We start from the raw sequence: 16032 nt of genomic DNA on the forward strand, positions 1-16032 counted from the left end.
TTCCATGACTGCCACGCCGGGCCATTCGAACCCTGACACTCCCCATTCGCACGAAGCCAGCGGCGCGCCGCTGCCGGATGCCTCGCCGCTGGCTGGCCCGCAGTTGGGTGGCCATATCCTCGTCGACGCGCTGCTGGCGCATGGCGCCGAGCTAGCCTTCGGCGTGCCGGGCGAAAGCTACCTGGCGGTGCTCGACGGCTTCCATCGCCGCCGCGACCAGTTGCGCTTTATCGTCTGCCGCCAGGAAGGGGGCGCCGCGGTCATGGCCGAAGCCTACGGCAAGCTGACCGGCCGTCCCGGGCTGGCTTTCTGCACGCGCGGCCCTGGCGCCACCAATGCCAGCATCGGCGTGCATACCGCGTTTCAGGACTCGACGCCGATGATCCTGTTCATCGGCCAGGTCGGCACCGATTTCATGGACCGCGAAGCCTTCCAGGAAATCGACTACCGCCGCATGTATGGCCAGATGGCCAAGTGGGTGGCGCAGATCGATCGGGTCGAGCGCATCCCGGAATACATCGCGCGCGCCTACCAGACCGCCACCTCGGGCCGGCCCGGCCCGGTGGTGCTGGCGCTGCCGGAGGACATGCTGGCGCAGTCGGCGGTGGTGCCGCAGCTGCGTGGCTACGAGCGCGTGCTGAGCTGGCCGGGCGATCCCGGGATGGCTCGCCTTCAGCAAATGCTGGAAGCTGCCGAGCGGCCCTTCGTGCTGGCCGGCGGCAGCGGCTGGACGCCGCAGGCCTGCGCCGACCTGCAGGCCTTCGCCGAACGCTTCGCGCTGCCGGTCGGCTGCGCCTTCCGCGGGCAGGACCTGTTCGACAACCGCCATCCCAACTATGCCGGCGATGTCGGCATCGGCATCAATCCGGCACTGGGCGAGCGCATCCGGCAAGCGGACCTGGTGCTGGCCATCGGCCCGCGCCTGGGCGAGATGACCACCGGCGGCTACGCGCTGATCGCCGCGCCGCGGCCCGCGCAGACGCTGGTGCACGTGCACGCCGGTGCCGAGGAACTGGGCAGCGTCTACCAGGCCGACCTGATGATCCACGCCTCGATGCCGGCCATCGCCGCGCGCCTTGCCGCGCTGGAGCCCGCCGCAGTGCCGCGTTGGCAGGCCTGGACCGAGGCGGCCCATGCCGATTACGAGCGCTACCTGCAGCCGCCGGCGTATATGGGGCAGGGGGGGCAGGGCGTCGACATGGCCGAAGTCATCCGCACGCTCGACCAGATGCTGCCGGACGATGCGGTGGTCACCAACGGTGCCGGCAACTACGCCAGCTGGCTGCACCGCTATTTCCGTTATCGCCCCTACCGCAACGGCGGCCGCGGCCAGCTGGCCCCGACCAGCGGCGCGATGGGCTATGGCGTGCCCGCCGCGGTCAGTGCAAAGATCGCCTTCCCGCAGCGCACCGTGGTGGCGCTGGCCGGCGACGGCTGCTTCCTGATGAATGGCCAGGAACTTGCTACCGCCATGCAGTACCAGGCGCCGGTGGTGTTCATCGTCGTCAATAACGGCATGTACGGCACGATCCGGATGCACCAGGAACGCGAATACCCGACCCATGTCTCGGGCACCGAGCTGCACAATCCCGACTTTGCCGCCCTGGCGCGCGCCTATGGTGCGCGCGGCGAAACCGTGACCACGACTGCGGCCTTCGCCCCCGCGCTGCGCGCCGCGCTGGACGCGCCGGTATCGACGCTGATCGAGATCCGCGTCGATCCGGACGTGATCACGCCGCGCACCACACTCAGCGCGATCCGCGCGCAGGCGCTGGCCGGCGGGCAGCACTGACGCGGTGAGGCCGCAACGGATTCTTACCATCCATCAGGAGACCATTGATGAAGCCTGTCACCACCGACCTGTGCGACGCCCATGAAGACCGCCTCGCCGCCGGTACCTTGCGCGTGATGGCGCCGGTGTTCCGCACCTGGGGCAAGCAGGGCGCCTTTGCCGGCCCGGCCGCGACGCTGAAGGTGTTTGAAGACAATACGCTGGTGCGCACCGTGCTGGAAGGCCCGGGCCAGGGCCGGGTCCTGGTGATCGACGGCGGCGGCTCGCTGCGCTGCGCGCTGGTCGGCGGCAATCTCGGCCTGCTGGCCGAGAAGAATGGCTGGGCCGGCATCGTCGTCAACGGCTGCGTGCGCGACAGCGCCGAGCTGGATGTGTGCGACATCGGCATCCGCGCGCTCGCCCCGCATCCTCAGAAAAGCCAGAAGCGCAACGTTGGCGAAAGCGAAGTCATGGTGCAGATGCCCGGCGCGGTCGTGCGTCCGGGCAACTGGATCTACGTGGACGCCGACGGCGTGCTGGTCTCGGACCAAAAGCTGGAGAGCTGAGCATGCCGCGCGTCTTTGTCTACGGCACACTGCGGGCCGGCGAGGTCAACGACCTGAATGCGGCCGCGCAGCGGCATGGCATTGCCGCGCCCACGCTGCTGGGCACGGCAACGGTGGCGGGCCGGCTCTATGACTTCGGCACCTACCCCGGCCTGGTGCTGGATGCCGCGGCCGGGCCGGTGGTCGGGGATATCTACGACATTGCCGAGGCGCTGCTGCCGGTCCTGGACGAGATCGAAGAGGTCTATCCGGGTCAGGCTACGCTGTTCGTGCGCGAGGAATGCGCAGTGCAGCAGGATGGCAAGCCCGTCGCCTGCCTGTTGTATCCGGTGGCGGAAGACGCCGTGGCCACGTTGCCGCACATTGGCAGCGGTGACTGGGTCGCCTATCGCCGCGCGCGCGGCCCCGCCAGTGCCTGAACGCGGCTCCACGAAGCTATCCCAAAGCGGCGCCCTTGTGGCGCCGTTTTATCTTGGATGACTTGGTGGCCAATCCTGCGCATGACGCCATTCCGGTCGATTTTTCACCATGTGGAAAGATGTTGCGGACCGCAAAAATGATGGTTTGCGAAGCACAACACCTTTTCTCATGATGAAATATCTTGTCCCGCATCGTGGAATAAAATTTGTAAGATATTGAATTTATTGATTAAAAAAACTAAGCGACAACTTCAGTTCAGGGTTGTTGCGACGCGGGAGCTTTCCCTACACTCTTATATAAGACACAGGACATGAGACGCCAAAAACGCCTCCCACAGGCGGCGCCCCAAGGCAGGTGATCAAGAGATTCTCAGCCATCCCCAGCATCTTCAGGAGAGTGACCATGAACCGCCAAGAACAGATCCAGGCTCTGCAAAAGGACTGGGATACCAATCCCCGCTGGAAGGGGATCAAGCGCAACTTCACCGCCGAAGACGTCGTGCGCCTGCGTGGTTCGGTCCAGGTCGAGCATACCCTTGCCCGCCGCGGTTCCGAGAAGCTGTGGAACCTGCTGCATACCGAGCCGTTCGTCAACTCGCTGGGCGCGCTGACCGGCAACCAGGCCATGCAGCAAGTGAAGGCCGGCCTGAAGGCCATCTACCTGTCGGGCTGGCAAGTTGCCGGCGACGCCAACCTGGCCGGCGAAATGTACCCCGACCAGTCGCTGTACCCCGCCAACTCGGTGCCGCAAGTCGTCAAGCGCATCAACAATACCTTCCAGCGCGCCGACCAGATCCAGTGGAGCGAAGGCAAGGGCGACACCGACTTCTTCGCCCCGATCGTGGCTGACGCCGAAGCCGGCTTCGGTGGCGTGCTGAACGCCTTCGAACTGATGAAGGCCATGATCGAAGCGGGCGCCGCCGGCGTTCACTTCGAAGACCAGCTCGCTTCGGTCAAGAAGTGCGGCCACATGGGCGGCAAGGTGCTGGTGCCGACCCGCGAAGCCGTCGCCAAGCTGACCGCTGCCCGCCTGGCCGCCGACGTCTCGGGCGTGCCGACCCTGGTGATCGCCCGTACCGATGCCGAGGCCGCCGACCTGCTGACCTCGGACGTGGACGACAACGACAAGCCGTTCTGCACCGGCGAGCGCACCGTGGAAGGCTTCTACCGCGTCCGCAACGGCCTGGAGCAGTCGATCTCGCGCGCCCTGGCCTACGCCGAAGTGGCTGACCTGGTGTGGTGCGAAACCGGCAAGCCGGACCTCGAGTTCGCCAAGAAGTTTGCCGAAGCCGTGCACGCCAGGTTCCCGGGCAAGATGCTGGCCTACAACTGCTCGCCGTCGTTCAACTGGAAGAAGAACCTCGACGACGCCACCATCGCCAAGTTCCAGAGGGAACTGGGCGCCATGGGCTACAAGTTCCAGTTCATCACGCTGGCCGGCTTCCACTCGCTGAATTACTCGATGTTCAATTTGGCCTACGGTTACGCCCGCAACCAGATGAGCGCGTTCGTGGAACTGCAGGAAGCCGAGTTCAAGGCGGCCGAGAAGGGCTTCACCGCGGTCAAGCACCAGCGCGAAGTCGGCACCGGCTACTTCGACGCCGTGACCCAGACCATCGAAGGCGGCCAGTCGTCGACGACCGCGCTGAAGGGTTCGACCGAAGACGAGCAGTTCTTCGAAGACAAGAAAGTGGCCTGACTCTCCTGGTCACCCCGCCGGCTAGTGGGTCCGGCGGATCGGGAGGCGTGCGACCATCACGCCCTCCCTTTTAGGCGACGCGCCGTTCTCTCTCAGGGACGGCGCGGTTTTTTTATTTCTCAATGCTGGCGCAGACGCGCTTCAACGCCCCATGCGGCGATCGTAGCTGCTCGAAATGCGCGCCATCAACGCCGGATCGTTTGCACCCAGGCTGTCGAATGTCACCCGCACGTGGCCGTCTGCCAGCTGATCCACACCGGCCATCACCGCGCTGCTTTCCAGGCTGCCGACAACCACGCCCCTGACCGGATCCGCGACGCTGATCGCCAGTCCCTGGTCGTGCATGGCGCCCGCTGCTGCGGTGAAGGTGCGATCGAAGCTGGCCGGCGTCATGACCGTAAAGGCGCCGTTTCCATCCGGAGTGGCACATGCCGAAAGCGCCAGGATGCCGCCGCAGGCCATTAAAGAGAGTCGCATGATGACACCTTCCGTCAGCCCCCGACCGAAAATGTACGCGCTGCGACGTGTTGCGAGTTTCTACTCGCTGATCGCCCTGCCACAAGATTAGGCGACATTGGCGAAGATTCCACGCGAAGTCAGTGGGTGCGCCGCGCAGGGTCCAGGCAGCCCTCAGTGCGAAATGCAATAAATTGTTATATCTGACGATTTATTGCATTTGGGTGATGCGGTCAGCCAGTGGATGCCATAAAGTGCCCCGGCCTTTGTCGGCACTTTCCGAGCTTCCACCAAGAACAACATCATGAAAGCATCATTCTCACTCGCTACCTGTGCCGTCGCGGCGGCACTGCTGGCCGGCTGTTCCGGCGGCATGCCCACCAACATCGACGGCATGGTGTCCGCCGGCTCGTCGCTGGCCAAGGCCGCGACGCTGAGCGACGCGGACGTCAAGAGCCTGTCCGACCAGGCCTGCGCCGAATCGGACAGGACCAACAAGATCGCCGGCGCCAATACCACCTACGGCAAGCGCCTGGCCAAGATCATGAGCGGCCTGAATGGCAGCAGCGTGCCCAACGTCAACGCCAAGGTGTACCTGACCAAGGACGTCAACGCCTGGGCCATGGCCAATGGCTGCGTGCGCGTCTACAGCGGCCTGATGGACATGATGACCGACGATGAAGTGCGTGGCGTGCTCGGCCACGAACTGGGCCATGTCGCATTGGGCCACACCAGGAAGGCCATGCAGGTTGCCTACACTGCAACCGCCGCGCGTGGCGCGGCTGCGTCGGCAGGCAACGGCGCGGTGGCTGCGCTGTCGTCGTCGCAGCTGGGCGAGCTGGGCGAGCAGCTGATCAATGCGCAGTTCTCGCAGTCGCAGGAAAGCGCGGCCGATGACTACTCGTTCGACCTGCTGACCAGGAACAAGGCGAACACGCGGGGCCTGGTGACGGCGTTCCAGAAGCTGGCCAGGCTCGATGGCGGCAAGTCGAGCATGTTCTCGTCGCACCCGGGTTCGGATGACCGCGCCAGGCATATCGAGGAGCGGATCCGCAAGGCTTCGTAAGCCACTGGCAGCAGGCATGACAACGCCCGCACCGGAGAGCCCGGTGCGGGCGTTGTGCTTTATGCGCGGCGGGTCGGGGTCAGCGATACACGATCACCGGGATATCGGTATGGGTCAGCACCTTCTGCGTTTCGCTGCCGAGCAGCAGGCCGGACAGCCCGCGCCGGCCATGCGACGCCATGAAGATCACGTCGCAGCCATGGCGCTCGGCCGCGTCGATGATGCCGAGGTAGGGCACGGCGAAGGTCGACATGTCGGCGTCGAAGGTGACACCGGCCGCGGTCGCCAGGTTCTCGACTTCCTTCAGGTAGAGCTTGGCCTGGTTCTCGATGCGGTCCTTGAAGGCCTGCGGCGCCTCGACCACGATTTCGCTGAACGGGGTGTAGGGATACTCCTCCAGGCAGACATAGGCCGTGACGCGCGCGCCGATGGCCTTGGCGAGTTCCAGCCCGCCGTTGATGGCTTTCTTGGAGAGTTCCGAGCCGTCGGTGGGTAGCAGGATGTGTTGGAACATGCGGGGCTCCTTTTCTGGCCAGGGATGAGGGCAGGGCTGCCGCCCGGCGCCGGTGGGGCGATGCCGGGGCGGTGGAAAGCGCCTGTCTGAATCCATTGTAGTCAGGGTGCCGAGTACGGCATTGTGCTAAATCAATTGCAACAAAAGCGTCACACCCCGGAGCCTTGCACTGGCCGTCAGCCTGCCAGTGCCGCTGCCGCCGGCACGGTTGCCGCCCGCTCCGCCCGGCGCCAGTAGGCCGGGTTGCCGTAAGTGTTCTTGAGGTGGTCGATAAACAGCCGCACCCGCAGCGGCAAGTGCTTGCGCTGCGGGAACACCGCATGGATGCCGATCGGCGGCGCCTGGAACTCGTCCAGCACCGTGACCAGCCTGCCGCTGGCGATTTCGTTGCCGACTTCCCACCATGAGCGCCACGCCAGGCCGTTGCCCTGCAGGCACCACTCGTGCAGCACCGCGCCGTCGGTGCACTCCATGGTGCCGCCCACCTTGACCGTTACCGAGCGCCCGTCTTCCGTGAATACCCAGCCACGCTGTACGTTGGCGCTGGCGCCGAAGGCCAGGCAGTTGTGCCGCTGCAGGTCGTCCGGTGTGTCGGGGCGGCCGGCGCGCGCCAGGTAGTCGGGCGAGGCCACCACCACGCGCCGGGTTTCGGCCAGCCGGATCGAGACCAGGCTGGAGTCGGGCAGGTCGCCCAGCCGGATCGCGCAGTCGAAGCCTTCATTGACCAGGTCGACCACGCGGTCGGACAGGTCCAGCGTGATCGATACGTCCGGGTGCGATTCAATGAACAGCGGCACCAGCGGCGCCACGTGCTTGCGGCCGTAGCCGGCCGGCGCGGTCACGCGCAGGTGGCCGCTGGCCTTGACACCGCCGGCCGAGACGCTGGCCTCGGCGTTGTGCAGGTCGTTGAGGATGCGCTGGCAGTCCTCCAGGAAGGCCGAGCCTTCGAAGGTCAGGCTGATCTTGCGCGTGGTGCGTACCAGCAACTTCACGCCCAGCCGCTCCTCCAGCGCATCGATGCGGCGCCCGATGATGGCCGGCGCCACGCCTTCCGCCGCAGCTGCCGCCGACAGGCTGCCGCGCGAGGCGACGGATACAAAAGTCTCCAGTTGTTTGAAATGGTCCACAAATGTTTGCCGAGTAGTGCCCAGCCCGCGCGATTAGTGCCGACCCCGTCACGCCGGATGCGCTATAGGGTGCTGCCGGCGGCCAGCGCGCGAGGATTTAGTGCGGAGTATCGTTTTAGTCAGCCAAGATTAGTGGTCGAAAAGTAAAAGATCAAGTGACCCGGCGCACCTTTGCCGCAGTGCAGCGTCTCCCTACAATGCGATGCATTCATCGGTGTACACGGCCACGCAGTTGTGGTCCGGCACCGACACACTTTGCAGAGTCAGGTTGCCAGCGCCCCCCATGAACAAGATCCGCGCAGTCGTCTTCGATGCCTACGGCACGCTGTTCGACGTGTATTCCGTCACCGCGCGCGCGGAACAGCTGTTCCCGGGCCGCGGCGAGGCGCTGGCGCTGCTGTGGCGCGACCGCCAGATCGACTACACCCGCATCCGCACCATGGCCGCCCACGATGGCGCGCACTACAAGCCGTTCTGGGCCATCACCGTGGACGCGCTGCGCTACGCCGCCGAGCGCCTGGGCCTGTCGCTGGACGAGGCCACCGAAGGACAGCTGCTGAAGGAATATGCCTGCCTGTCGGCCTTCCCGGAAAACCTTGGCGCGCTCAAGCGGCTGCGCAAGGCGGGGCTGCCGCTGGGCATCCTGTCCAACGGCAACGCCGAGATGCTCGACATCTCGGTCAAGAGCGCGGGCATGCATGGCCTGTTCGACCATGTGCTGTCAGTCGATGCGGTGCGGCAGTACAAGACCGCGCCTGCCGCCTATGCACTGGGGCCGCTGGCCTTCGGGCTGGATGCGCAGGAGATGCTGTTCGTCTCGTCCAATGGCTGGGACGCCTGCGGCGCCACCTGGTATGGCTACACCACCTTCTGGATCAACCGTGCCGGCCACCCGGCGGAGCGGCTCGACGTAGCCCCCTCCGGCACCGGGCACGACATGAACGACCTGCTCGAATTCGTCCGCGCCCATGGCGTGGCGGTATAGCAGGGCGCCCAACAACCAAAGCTATCGCTATCGTTTAACAGGAGAACACTGATGGCTATCACGCTGCCCGCGGGCATGAAGATTACCGGCGAAATCCTGCCGGCCTACGAAGATATCCTCACGCCGGAAGCCCTGGCCCTGGTAGACAAGCTGCATCGCGCCTTCGAGCCGCGCCGTCAGGAACTGCTGGCAGCGCGCGTCGAGCGCGCCAAGCGCCTGGACGCCGGCGAAGTCCCCGATTTCCTGCCGCAAACCAAGAGCATCCGCGAAGGCGACTGGAAGGTTGCCCCTGTGCCCAAGGCGCTGGAATGCCGCCGCGTGGAAATCACCGGCCCGGTCGAAGCCAAGATGGTGATCAACGCCTTCAACTCGGGCGCTGACAGCTACATGACCGACTTCGAGGATTCCAACACCCCCAACTGGCACAACCAGCTGCAGGGCCAGGTCAACCTGAAGGCTGCCGTGCGCCGCACGCTGACGCTGGAATCGAAGGGCAAGCAATACAAGCTGAACGACAAGATCGCCACGCTGCAGGTGCGTCCGCGCGGCTGGCACCTGGACGAAAAGCACGTCACCATCGACGGCAAGCGCGTCTCGGGCGGCATTTTCGACTTCGCGCTGTTCCTGTTCCACAACGCCCAGGAACAGATCGCGCGCGGCGCCGGCCCGTTCTTCTACCTGCCCAAGATGGAGAGCCATCTGGAAGCGCGCCTGTGGAACGACATCTTCGTGATGGCGCAGAACGAAATCGGCCTGCCGCAAGGCACCATCAAGGCCACCGTGCTGATCGAGACCATCCTCGCCGCGTTCGAGATGGAAGAGATCCTGTATGAGCTGCGCGAGCACAGCGCCGGCCTGAACGCCGGCCGCTGGGACTACATCTTCTCGTGCATCAAGAAGTTCAAGAACGACAAGGACTTCTGCCTGGCCGACCGCGCCAAGGTCACGATGACCGCGCCGTTCATGCGCGCCTACGCGCTGCTGCTGCTCAAGACCTGCCATTCCCGCGGCGCCCCCGCCATCGGCGGCATGAGCGCGCTGATCCCGATCAAGAACGATCCGGAGAAGAACGCCATCGCCATGGAAGGCATCATCAGCGACAAGCGCCGCGATGCCACCGACGGCTACGATGGCGGCTGGGTGGCGCACCCGGGCCTGGTCGAGCCGGCCATGAAGGAATTCGTGGCAGTGCTGGGCGACAAGCCGAACCAGTTCGAGAAGCAGCGTCCGGACGTGCAGGTGAAGGGCGCCGACCTGCTCGACTTCAAGCCGGAAACGCCGATCACCGAGCACGGCCTGCGCATGAACATCAACGTCGGCATCCACTACCTGGGCGCCTGGCTGGCCGGCAACGGCTGCGTGCCGATCCACAACCTGATGGAAGACGCCGCTACCGCCGAGATCTCGCGCTCGCAGGTGTGGCAGTGGATCCGCTCGCCGAAGGGCAAGCTGGAAGACGGCACCAAGGTCACGGCCGAGCTGGTGCGCAAATTGATTCCGGAAGAACTGGCCAAGGTGAAGGAACTGGTCGGCGGCGACACCAAGACCTATGACCGCGCTGCCGAAATCTTCGAGCAGATGTCGACGTCGGAGGATTTCGCCGAGTTCCTGACGCTGCCGCTGTACGAAGAGGTCTGAGCAGGCCGCACTGCTCCGGCATGTACAAGAACCGCAGCCTGATGGGTGCGGTTTTTTTTGTGCCGCTTCCTTTTACAGCGGCCCGGGCAGCGTCTTCAGCCCGATCCAGAGCACCATGATGATGACGTTGACCGGCACGCTGAGCGCGCCCGGCACGTAGAACAGCGCCGACAGCACCGGCGCGCACAGCACGCCTTCCACCACGCTGCCAACGGCATAGAAGAAGACCCCGCACCACAGCCAGCGCCGCATATATGTCGGCAGCCAGTGCGCACGCGCCTTGTTGAAATGCCAGGCGTGGGCCCGTTCGGCATGGCTTCCCCGGCTGGCGTCGCGGAACAGCCAGTTGAAGAAAAAGTAGCGGTACAGCAGGGTGCGGAAGGCCAGCTCTTGCATGATCACTCCTTGGGCCGTGCCGAGCCGATCATGTGCAATGTTCATACCAGCGCATGCATGCAGGGGCGGCGGCTTACATAGCAGCGTAGCAAGAGTCGCGGGAACAGCCCAGTTACCGAACGCAATCCGGATCCGCGTCATGCTGGAAAACCCCGCATGTACCGCGTCGCAACTCACTCTAATATGAAGTGCCCGCCGCCAGCGCGGCCCACCACATCAAAGCGGAGACTTCAGACATGGACCGTCGACAGTTCCTGGGCACCGCCGCCGTTGCCGTGGCCGTTGCCGCAACAGCCGGCGTGGCGCCGTATGCCATGGCGCAGCAGTGGCCCGCGCGGCCGATCCGGCTGGTGGTGGCCTATCCGCCCGGTGGCGGTACCGACGTGGTGGCGCGGCTGTTTGCCGACTATCTTGGCCGCGTGACGGGCCAGTCGGTGGTGGTGGAGAACAAGCCTGGCGGCGCCACCATTCCTGCCACGCAGGACGTGATCCGCGCCAGGAACGATGGTCAGACGCTGCTGGTGACGCTGGGATCGTCCGCCACCTCGGGCGCGCATATCAACCGCGTGCCCTACGATCCGCTGACCGACCTGACTGCGCTGGCCGAACTTGGCCGCGCCCCGGTGCTGCTTGCCGCCAACAAGGACGCCCCATATTCCACGCTGAAAGAATTGATCGCCTACTCCAAGGCCAATCCGGGCAAGCCGATCCATTCCGCCTCGTACGGCCCGGGCACGTCGTCGCACTTCGGCCCGCTGCTGTTCAACCGGCTGGCTGGCACCAACCTGGAGCCGGTGCTGTACAAGGGCTCGGCGCCGGCCACGCAGGATCTGGTGGGCGGCGTGGTGCCGCTGATGATCGACGGCCTGACCACCGGCGTGCCGCTATACCAGGCCGGCAAGACCAAGGTGCTGGCGACCACCATCCCGGAACGTTCGGAGCTGGCGCCTGGCGCGCCGACGTTCCGTGAGCTGGGTTTCCAGGAGATGGAGCAACTTAGCGGCTATTTCGCCCTGTTCGGGCCTAAGGGCATGCCCAAGGCAACGGTCGATGCGGTGTCGGAAGCCGTGCGCAAGGTGCTGGCCGATCCGGCTTACCAGAAGCGGCTGGCCGGCGTTGGCGTGCTGCCGGCGCAGGCGGTCACGCCCGAGGCCTTTGCCGCGCAGATCCGGACCGATCATGCGCGCTGGGGCCAGTTCATCAAGGAAATCGGCTTCAAGATCGAGAATTGAGGCCGCCAGGCGGCCCCGGTGCCGGCCAGAGCTGCCGGAGCTGAGCGCCAGGCTCTGGCGTGACGCGATTTATTGTCCATACTGAACCTTGCTGCGGCGCCATGCCGCGGCAACCAAGAATCAGCAGCCTATGGAGGGAATCGTGTTTAAGCACATCTTGCTGGCCACCGATGGCTCGGAGCTTTCCAAGGTCGCCATGGCGGCCGCGATCAATTTCGTCAAGGCGGGCGGAGCGAAGCTGACGGCGTATACGTGCATGGAGGAATATCCCTACCTGTCCTCGGGGGATGCCGGCCATCCTCGGCGAAAGGCCTATGAGGAACATGAGGCCGAGCGGGCCAGCGCGGTGCTGGCCGCGGTTGTCGCGGCGGCCACCGAGGCTGGCGTGACCTGCCAGACCGACATGAGCACGTCAGTGCCGTACAAGGGCATCATCGATGCCGCCGCCAAGCACGGCTGTGACGTGATTTTCATGGCGTCGCACGGGCGGCGCGGCCTGGAAGGGCTGCTGGTCGGCAGCGAAACGCAGAAGGTGCTGACCCACTGCAGGATCCCCGTTCTGGTCTACCGCTAGGGTCTGCCGCAGGCCGCGTTCGAGGGGCATTGTGACGGGCGCGGGATCTGTCATCGAAGCCCGCAGGCGTGCGCTGCGTTTTCCATACCACGGGGTCTGATGACAGGGACAGCCGCCGTGCGGCTCAAATGCCGATTCGCGAGCCGGCGATTGCCGGAACGCGAACACGCCCGCGCCGGCGGTCAGAAGCTGTAGCCCCGGCTCGGACTCACTTTCCAGCCGCCGGCGCCATCGAGTTCCAGCACCTGGTGGTGGTACTTGAGCAGCGACGGACGATGGCTGACGCTGACCAGCGTCGCGTCCATGCCGGCCAGCAACCGGTACATGCCTTCCTCGTTGGCGATATCGAGTGCGCTGGTGGCCTCGTCGAGCATCACATAACGGGGTCGCGACAGCAGCACGCGCCCGATCGTCAGCCGCTGCTGCTCGCCCAGCGACAGCACCTTGCCCCAGTCCACTTCGGTGTCGAGGCCGCCGAAGCGGTCGACGATGCTGCCAAGGTTCACCAGCTCCAGCAGCCGGATCAGCTCGTCGTCGGCGATGTGCTGCCCGATGTGGTTGGGGTAGAGCAGCTGGCCGCGCAGGCTGCCGACCACCATGTACGGGTGCTGCGGCAGGAACAGCATGTCCTGCGGACGTGGGCGCATGATGCAGCCGCTGCCGCTGGTCCACAGTCCGGCAATGGCGCGCATCAGCGAGCTCTTGCCCCCGCCGCTGGCGCCGACGATCAGCAGCCCTTCGCCGGGATCGGCCGACACCGTCAGGTCGCGCACCAGCGTGCGTTCCAGGTTCGGCGTGCGCAGCGTCACGTGCAGCAGCGACAGGCGCGAGTCCTGCACCGCCTCGATCGTCGGCGCCGGCTCTGCTGGTTTGCCAGGTTTGCCAGGTTTGGCCGGCGAGTCGGCCAGTGTGCTGGCGAAGGTATCCAGCCGGTCCAGACCGGCGACAAAGCGGGCCAGCTCTTCGAAGTTGTCGACGATTACCGTCAGCGCATTCAGCACCGCGGCGAACGCGCCCGCGGCCTGGATCGCGCGCCCGACCTCCATTTCACCGGACAGCACATGCGAGGCGACGATGGCGCTCGGCAGCAGGATGGTCAGGAAGCCGTAGCCGTACTGGAATGTGTTCAGGCTCAGCTGCCACTTGATGAGCTTGTCGAAGTTGCGGAAGGCCTGCTCGAAGCGGCCGCTGACATGCGACGATTCCAGCGCCTCGCCGCGGTAGAAGGCGATCGATTCGGCGTTCTCGCGCACGCGGATCAGGCTGAAGCGGAAATCCGCCTCGCGCTTGAGCTGGAAGAAGTTCAGCCCGATCAGCACTCGCCCGAAGAAGTACATCGAGACGAAGCTCCCGGCGATGGCGTAGACCACCAGGAAGTAGACCAGCATCTGGGAAATCGACCACAGCACGGCGCTGAAGGCGATCAGCTGCAGCAGCGCGCCGATGCCGATCGACAGGAAATACAGCGATTGCTTGGTGAAGGTATTGATGTCTTCGGTGATGCGCTGGTCCGGATTGTCGATCGCCGCGTTGGCGTTGAGCTTGTAATAAGTCCGGTCCTTGAAGTACCCGTCGAGGTAGTGACGGGTGAGCCATCGTCGCCACAGCAGGCCCAGCTTGTTGCGCAGGAAATAGTAGGAGGAATAGATGGGAACGGCGCCGAGCAGGATGTAGAGGCACTTCTGGATCGAGCCCCAGAAGCGGTCGGCATCTTGCGCCGCCAGGGCCGAAGTGAATTCGCCGGTCTGTTCGTTGATCCAGACTTCGGCCTGCGTCTGGCCGAGCAGCAGCAGGATCAGCAGGAGCAGCAGGCCGGACGCCTTCCATCGCTCACGCGAAAACCAGTAGGGGCGGGCAATCGCCCAGTAACGGGTCCACACGTGGCGCGTGGGGGCGCCCGGACGTTTCTTGCGGGTCGAAGTGGTGCCGGCAACCCTTGGCTCGGGCACGACGCTCATCTGACTCTCCAGCGCAGACGGATTCCCTGCCGCCACGCACATTCGTCGTGCTGCAACGAAGCGGACCAGCAGGAGAAATCTCTGGATGAAATATAGGCCAGCAAAATCCACGCCTGGCCAGAATTCATTCACTCGGCGCTCGTTTTTTTTCGCGCCGGCGCACGGTGTGCGGTGTTGGCGGCAACGTCGGACCCGCTCGTGGCAAAGGGGTGACCAAGCCGCTACAAGCGAGCTTTGCAAGCCGTTCCCTGCGTACGTGCAGTTTCCGCTTCGATGCGTTCCCTCTTGCTATGGATTCGGATGCGCATGGACAACCGTGTAGCATGCGCCTGGCCCTGAACGACAAGTTGTCGCTGAAGGGCTGGCCGGGATGACGAGGGCCGCGCTGGCGCGCTCCACCCGCCGGCCAATGTGGGTGACCGCGGGGCGATGTGCAGGTGCGGCTGCGGCCTTGAGGCGGGGCTTGCTCGCCTGTCGCCGCAGCAGCGCCGGTCTCAGTCGAGGGTAATCTTTCCCGCCTTGACGATCTGGCCATAGCGGGCGATATCGCGCTCGATCACCTTGCGGAATTCCTCCGATGAACCACCTGCCGGCACGAAGCCCAGTTCGGTCAGCTTCTTTGCCACGTCGGGGCTGCGCGTTGCCGCGGCGATTTCCCTGGCCATGCGGTCAACCACGGGTGCGGGCGTGCCGGCTGGTGCCAAAAGGCCGGTCCAGGAACTCATGACGAAGCCCGGGAAGCCCGATTCTTCCATCGTCGGGATATTCGGCTCGCCCGGCCAGCGCTTGGCCGAGGCGACGGCCAGCACATTGATCTTGCCCGACTTCACGTGCGGCATCGGCACCAGCAGCGGATCGAATGCCACTGACACCTCGCCGGAAACAAGCGCCGGCAGGATCGGTGCGCTGCCGTTGTACGGCACATGGGTCATCTTGACCTTCGATTCCATGGCAAACCGCTCGCCCGTCAGGTGCGCCGAGCTACCTACGCCGCTTGAGCCGAATGTCAGCGTGTTGGGATGCTTCTTGCCATAGTCCACCAGTTCGGCAACGGTCTTTGCGGGCACCTTCTTGCTCGCGAACAGGAACAGCGGCAGCTCCGCCATCTCCGCCACCGGCACGAGGTCCGAAGGCTTGTAGCTCAGCTTGGAATACAGCGACATGTTGGCGCTGTAGGCCGCGAGCACCGAGACAAAGGTGTAGCCGTCCGGCGCCGAGCGCGCGGCAACGCCAACGCCGAGCGTACTGTTCGCGCCGGGCTTGTTCTCGATGATGATGGGCTGGCCGAGGCTTTGCGAAACCTTCTCGAACACGACCCGGGATACCGTGTCGGTGGACCCGCCGGGGGTATAGGGAACGATGACCTTGATCGGCCGGCTCGGCCAGGCGTCGGCCGCAAATGCCGCATGGCCGATAACGGCACTCGTGATGGCGAGCGTCACCAGACGGACGCTGCGCGCCGCGCGATTCGAAATGCTCAACTACGTCTCCTGCTATGGCAATTTTTCTTCCCGCCCTGCGGCAGGTTCCAGCGGTGAAACCGCCGATTGATTATGCCGGAGCAGGCGAGGCAGGTACCTGCCATGAGGCTGCGGCGGAACGCTTTCCGTGAAGTCAGTGTGCGATAAGCG

General features: G+C 65.0%; 15 protein-coding genes. 9 read left to right on the top strand and 6 right to left on the bottom strand.

From position 1 onward, the window contains the following. Positions 1-4: 4 nt before the first annotated feature. The 4 genes from J8I82_RS01590 to aceA all read left to right on the top strand — a co-directional run bounded on the left by J8I82_RS01590 (position 5) and on the right by aceA (position 4455). A complete protein-coding gene (locus J8I82_RS01590; protein WP_245179296.1) occupies positions 5-1792 on the top strand; it encodes a thiamine pyrophosphate-binding protein in 1788 nt (595 codons plus the stop codon). Positions 1793-1839: 47 nt separating this feature from the next. Continuing rightward, positions 1840-2337 carry a ribonuclease E activity regulator RraA gene (gene rraA, locus J8I82_RS01595; RefSeq protein WP_209754026.1) on the top strand — a complete coding sequence of 166 codons (498 nt, stop codon included), beginning with the start codon at positions 1840-1842 and terminating at the stop codon, positions 2335-2337. 2 nt (positions 2338-2339) lie between these two features. Beyond that, a complete protein-coding gene (locus J8I82_RS01600; protein WP_209754028.1) occupies positions 2340-2756 on the top strand; it encodes a gamma-glutamylcyclotransferase family protein in 417 nt (138 codons plus the stop codon). A gap of 403 nt (positions 2757-3159) precedes the next feature. Then, positions 3160-4455 carry an isocitrate lyase gene (gene aceA / locus J8I82_RS01605; RefSeq protein WP_209754030.1) on the top strand — a complete coding sequence of 432 codons (1296 nt, stop codon included), beginning with the start codon at positions 3160-3162 and terminating at the stop codon, positions 4453-4455. Between the two features lie 141 nt (positions 4456-4596). Here aceA and J8I82_RS01610 read toward each other — a convergent pair whose 3' ends face one another. Beyond that, positions 4597-4932 (bottom strand): penicillin-binding protein, encoded by a 336-nt coding sequence (locus J8I82_RS01610; RefSeq protein ID WP_209754032.1) that lies wholly within the window; start codon positions 4930-4932, stop codon positions 4597-4599. A gap of 283 nt (positions 4933-5215) precedes the next feature. Between J8I82_RS01610 and loiP the strand changes: the two genes are divergently transcribed. Beyond that, complete coding sequence (loiP, locus tag J8I82_RS01615; RefSeq protein ID WP_209754034.1) at positions 5216-5977, top strand: metalloprotease LoiP; 762 nt, start codon at positions 5216-5218, stop codon at positions 5975-5977. A 79-nt stretch (positions 5978-6056) separates the two neighbouring features. On the opposite strand, the gene J8I82_RS01620 is transcribed toward loiP, so the two are convergent. Then, positions 6057-6491, bottom strand: coding sequence for a universal stress protein (locus tag J8I82_RS01620; protein ID WP_012353026.1), 435 nt, complete (start codon positions 6489-6491; stop codon positions 6057-6059). 176 nt (positions 6492-6667) lie between these two features. Continuing rightward, on the bottom strand, positions 6668-7618 hold the full coding sequence (locus J8I82_RS01625) for a LysR family transcriptional regulator (protein WP_209754036.1): 951 nt from the start codon (positions 7616-7618) through the stop codon (positions 6668-6670). Positions 7619-7901: 283 nt separating this feature from the next. On the opposite strand from J8I82_RS01625, the gene J8I82_RS01630 reads away from it, so the two are divergent. Both J8I82_RS01630 and aceB read left to right on the top strand, forming a co-directional pair. Next, positions 7902-8603, top strand: coding sequence for a haloacid dehalogenase type II (locus J8I82_RS01630; protein ID WP_209754038.1), 702 nt, complete (start codon positions 7902-7904; stop codon positions 8601-8603). A 51-nt stretch (positions 8604-8654) separates the two neighbouring features. Beyond that, entirely contained in the window at positions 8655-10241 is a 1587-nt protein-coding gene (aceB, locus tag J8I82_RS01635; protein ID WP_209754040.1) for a malate synthase A, read from the top strand. Between the two features lie 72 nt (positions 10242-10313). Here aceB and J8I82_RS01640 read toward each other — a convergent pair whose 3' ends face one another. Continuing rightward, positions 10314-10637 (bottom strand): hypothetical protein, encoded by a 324-nt coding sequence (locus tag J8I82_RS01640; RefSeq protein WP_029048445.1) that lies wholly within the window; start codon positions 10635-10637, stop codon positions 10314-10316. Positions 10638-10873: 236 nt separating this feature from the next. Here J8I82_RS01640 and J8I82_RS01645 point away from each other — a divergent pair, with 236 nt between their 5' ends. Both J8I82_RS01645 and J8I82_RS01650 read left to right on the top strand, forming a co-directional pair. Next, complete coding sequence (locus tag J8I82_RS01645; RefSeq protein ID WP_209754042.1) at positions 10874-11869, top strand: Bug family tripartite tricarboxylate transporter substrate binding protein; 996 nt, start codon at positions 10874-10876, stop codon at positions 11867-11869. Between the two features lie 142 nt (positions 11870-12011). Next, complete coding sequence (locus J8I82_RS01650; protein ID WP_209754044.1) at positions 12012-12443, top strand: universal stress protein; 432 nt, start codon at positions 12012-12014, stop codon at positions 12441-12443. A gap of 182 nt (positions 12444-12625) precedes the next feature. On the opposite strand, the gene J8I82_RS01655 is transcribed toward J8I82_RS01650, so the two are convergent. Together J8I82_RS01655 and J8I82_RS01660 are read right to left on the bottom strand one after the other, a co-directional pair. Then, positions 12626-14401 carry an ABC transporter ATP-binding protein/permease gene (locus J8I82_RS01655; protein ID WP_209754046.1) on the bottom strand — a complete coding sequence of 592 codons (1776 nt, stop codon included), beginning with the start codon at positions 14399-14401 and terminating at the stop codon, positions 12626-12628. A gap of 494 nt (positions 14402-14895) precedes the next feature. Next, positions 14896-15846 (bottom strand): Bug family tripartite tricarboxylate transporter substrate binding protein, encoded by a 951-nt coding sequence (locus J8I82_RS01660; RefSeq protein ID WP_431831519.1) that lies wholly within the window; start codon positions 15844-15846, stop codon positions 14896-14898. Between the last annotated feature and the right edge of the window lie 186 nt (positions 15847-16032).

This window comes from Cupriavidus consociatus (genome assembly GCF_017814975.1).
Lineage (GTDB): Bacteria > Pseudomonadota > Gammaproteobacteria > Burkholderiales > Burkholderiaceae > Cupriavidus > Cupriavidus consociatus.

Bases quoted from the DNA above. Each gene is read 5' to 3' on its own strand.
- J8I82_RS01590 (WP_245179296.1), top strand. From the start codon at position 5: ATGACTGCCACGCCGGGCCATTCGAACCCTGACACTCCCCATTCGCAC.
- J8I82_RS01620 (WP_012353026.1), bottom strand. From the start codon at position 6,491: ATGTTCCAACACATCCTGCTACCCACCGACGGCTCGGAACTCTCCAAG.
- loiP (WP_209754034.1), top strand. From the start codon at position 5,216: ATGAAAGCATCATTCTCACTCGCTACCTGTGCCGTCGCGGCGGCACTG.
- J8I82_RS01600 (WP_209754028.1), top strand. From the start codon at position 2,340: ATGCCGCGCGTCTTTGTCTACGGCACACTGCGGGCCGGCGAGGTCAAC.
- aceA (WP_209754030.1), top strand. From the start codon at position 3,160: ATGAACCGCCAAGAACAGATCCAGGCTCTGCAAAAGGACTGGGATACC.
- J8I82_RS01640 (WP_029048445.1), bottom strand. From the start codon at position 10,637: ATGCAAGAGCTGGCCTTCCGCACCCTGCTGTACCGCTACTTTTTCTTC.
- J8I82_RS01630 (WP_209754038.1), top strand. From the start codon at position 7,902: ATGAACAAGATCCGCGCAGTCGTCTTCGATGCCTACGGCACGCTGTTC.
- J8I82_RS01645 (WP_209754042.1), top strand. From the start codon at position 10,874: ATGGACCGTCGACAGTTCCTGGGCACCGCCGCCGTTGCCGTGGCCGTT.
- J8I82_RS01610 (WP_209754032.1), bottom strand. From the start codon at position 4,932: ATGCGACTCTCTTTAATGGCCTGCGGCGGCATCCTGGCGCTTTCGGCA.
- aceB (WP_209754040.1), top strand. From the start codon at position 8,655: ATGGCTATCACGCTGCCCGCGGGCATGAAGATTACCGGCGAAATCCTG.
- J8I82_RS01655 (WP_209754046.1), bottom strand. From the start codon at position 14,401: ATGAGCGTCGTGCCCGAGCCAAGGGTTGCCGGCACCACTTCGACCCGC.
- rraA (WP_209754026.1), top strand. From the start codon at position 1,840: ATGAAGCCTGTCACCACCGACCTGTGCGACGCCCATGAAGACCGCCTC.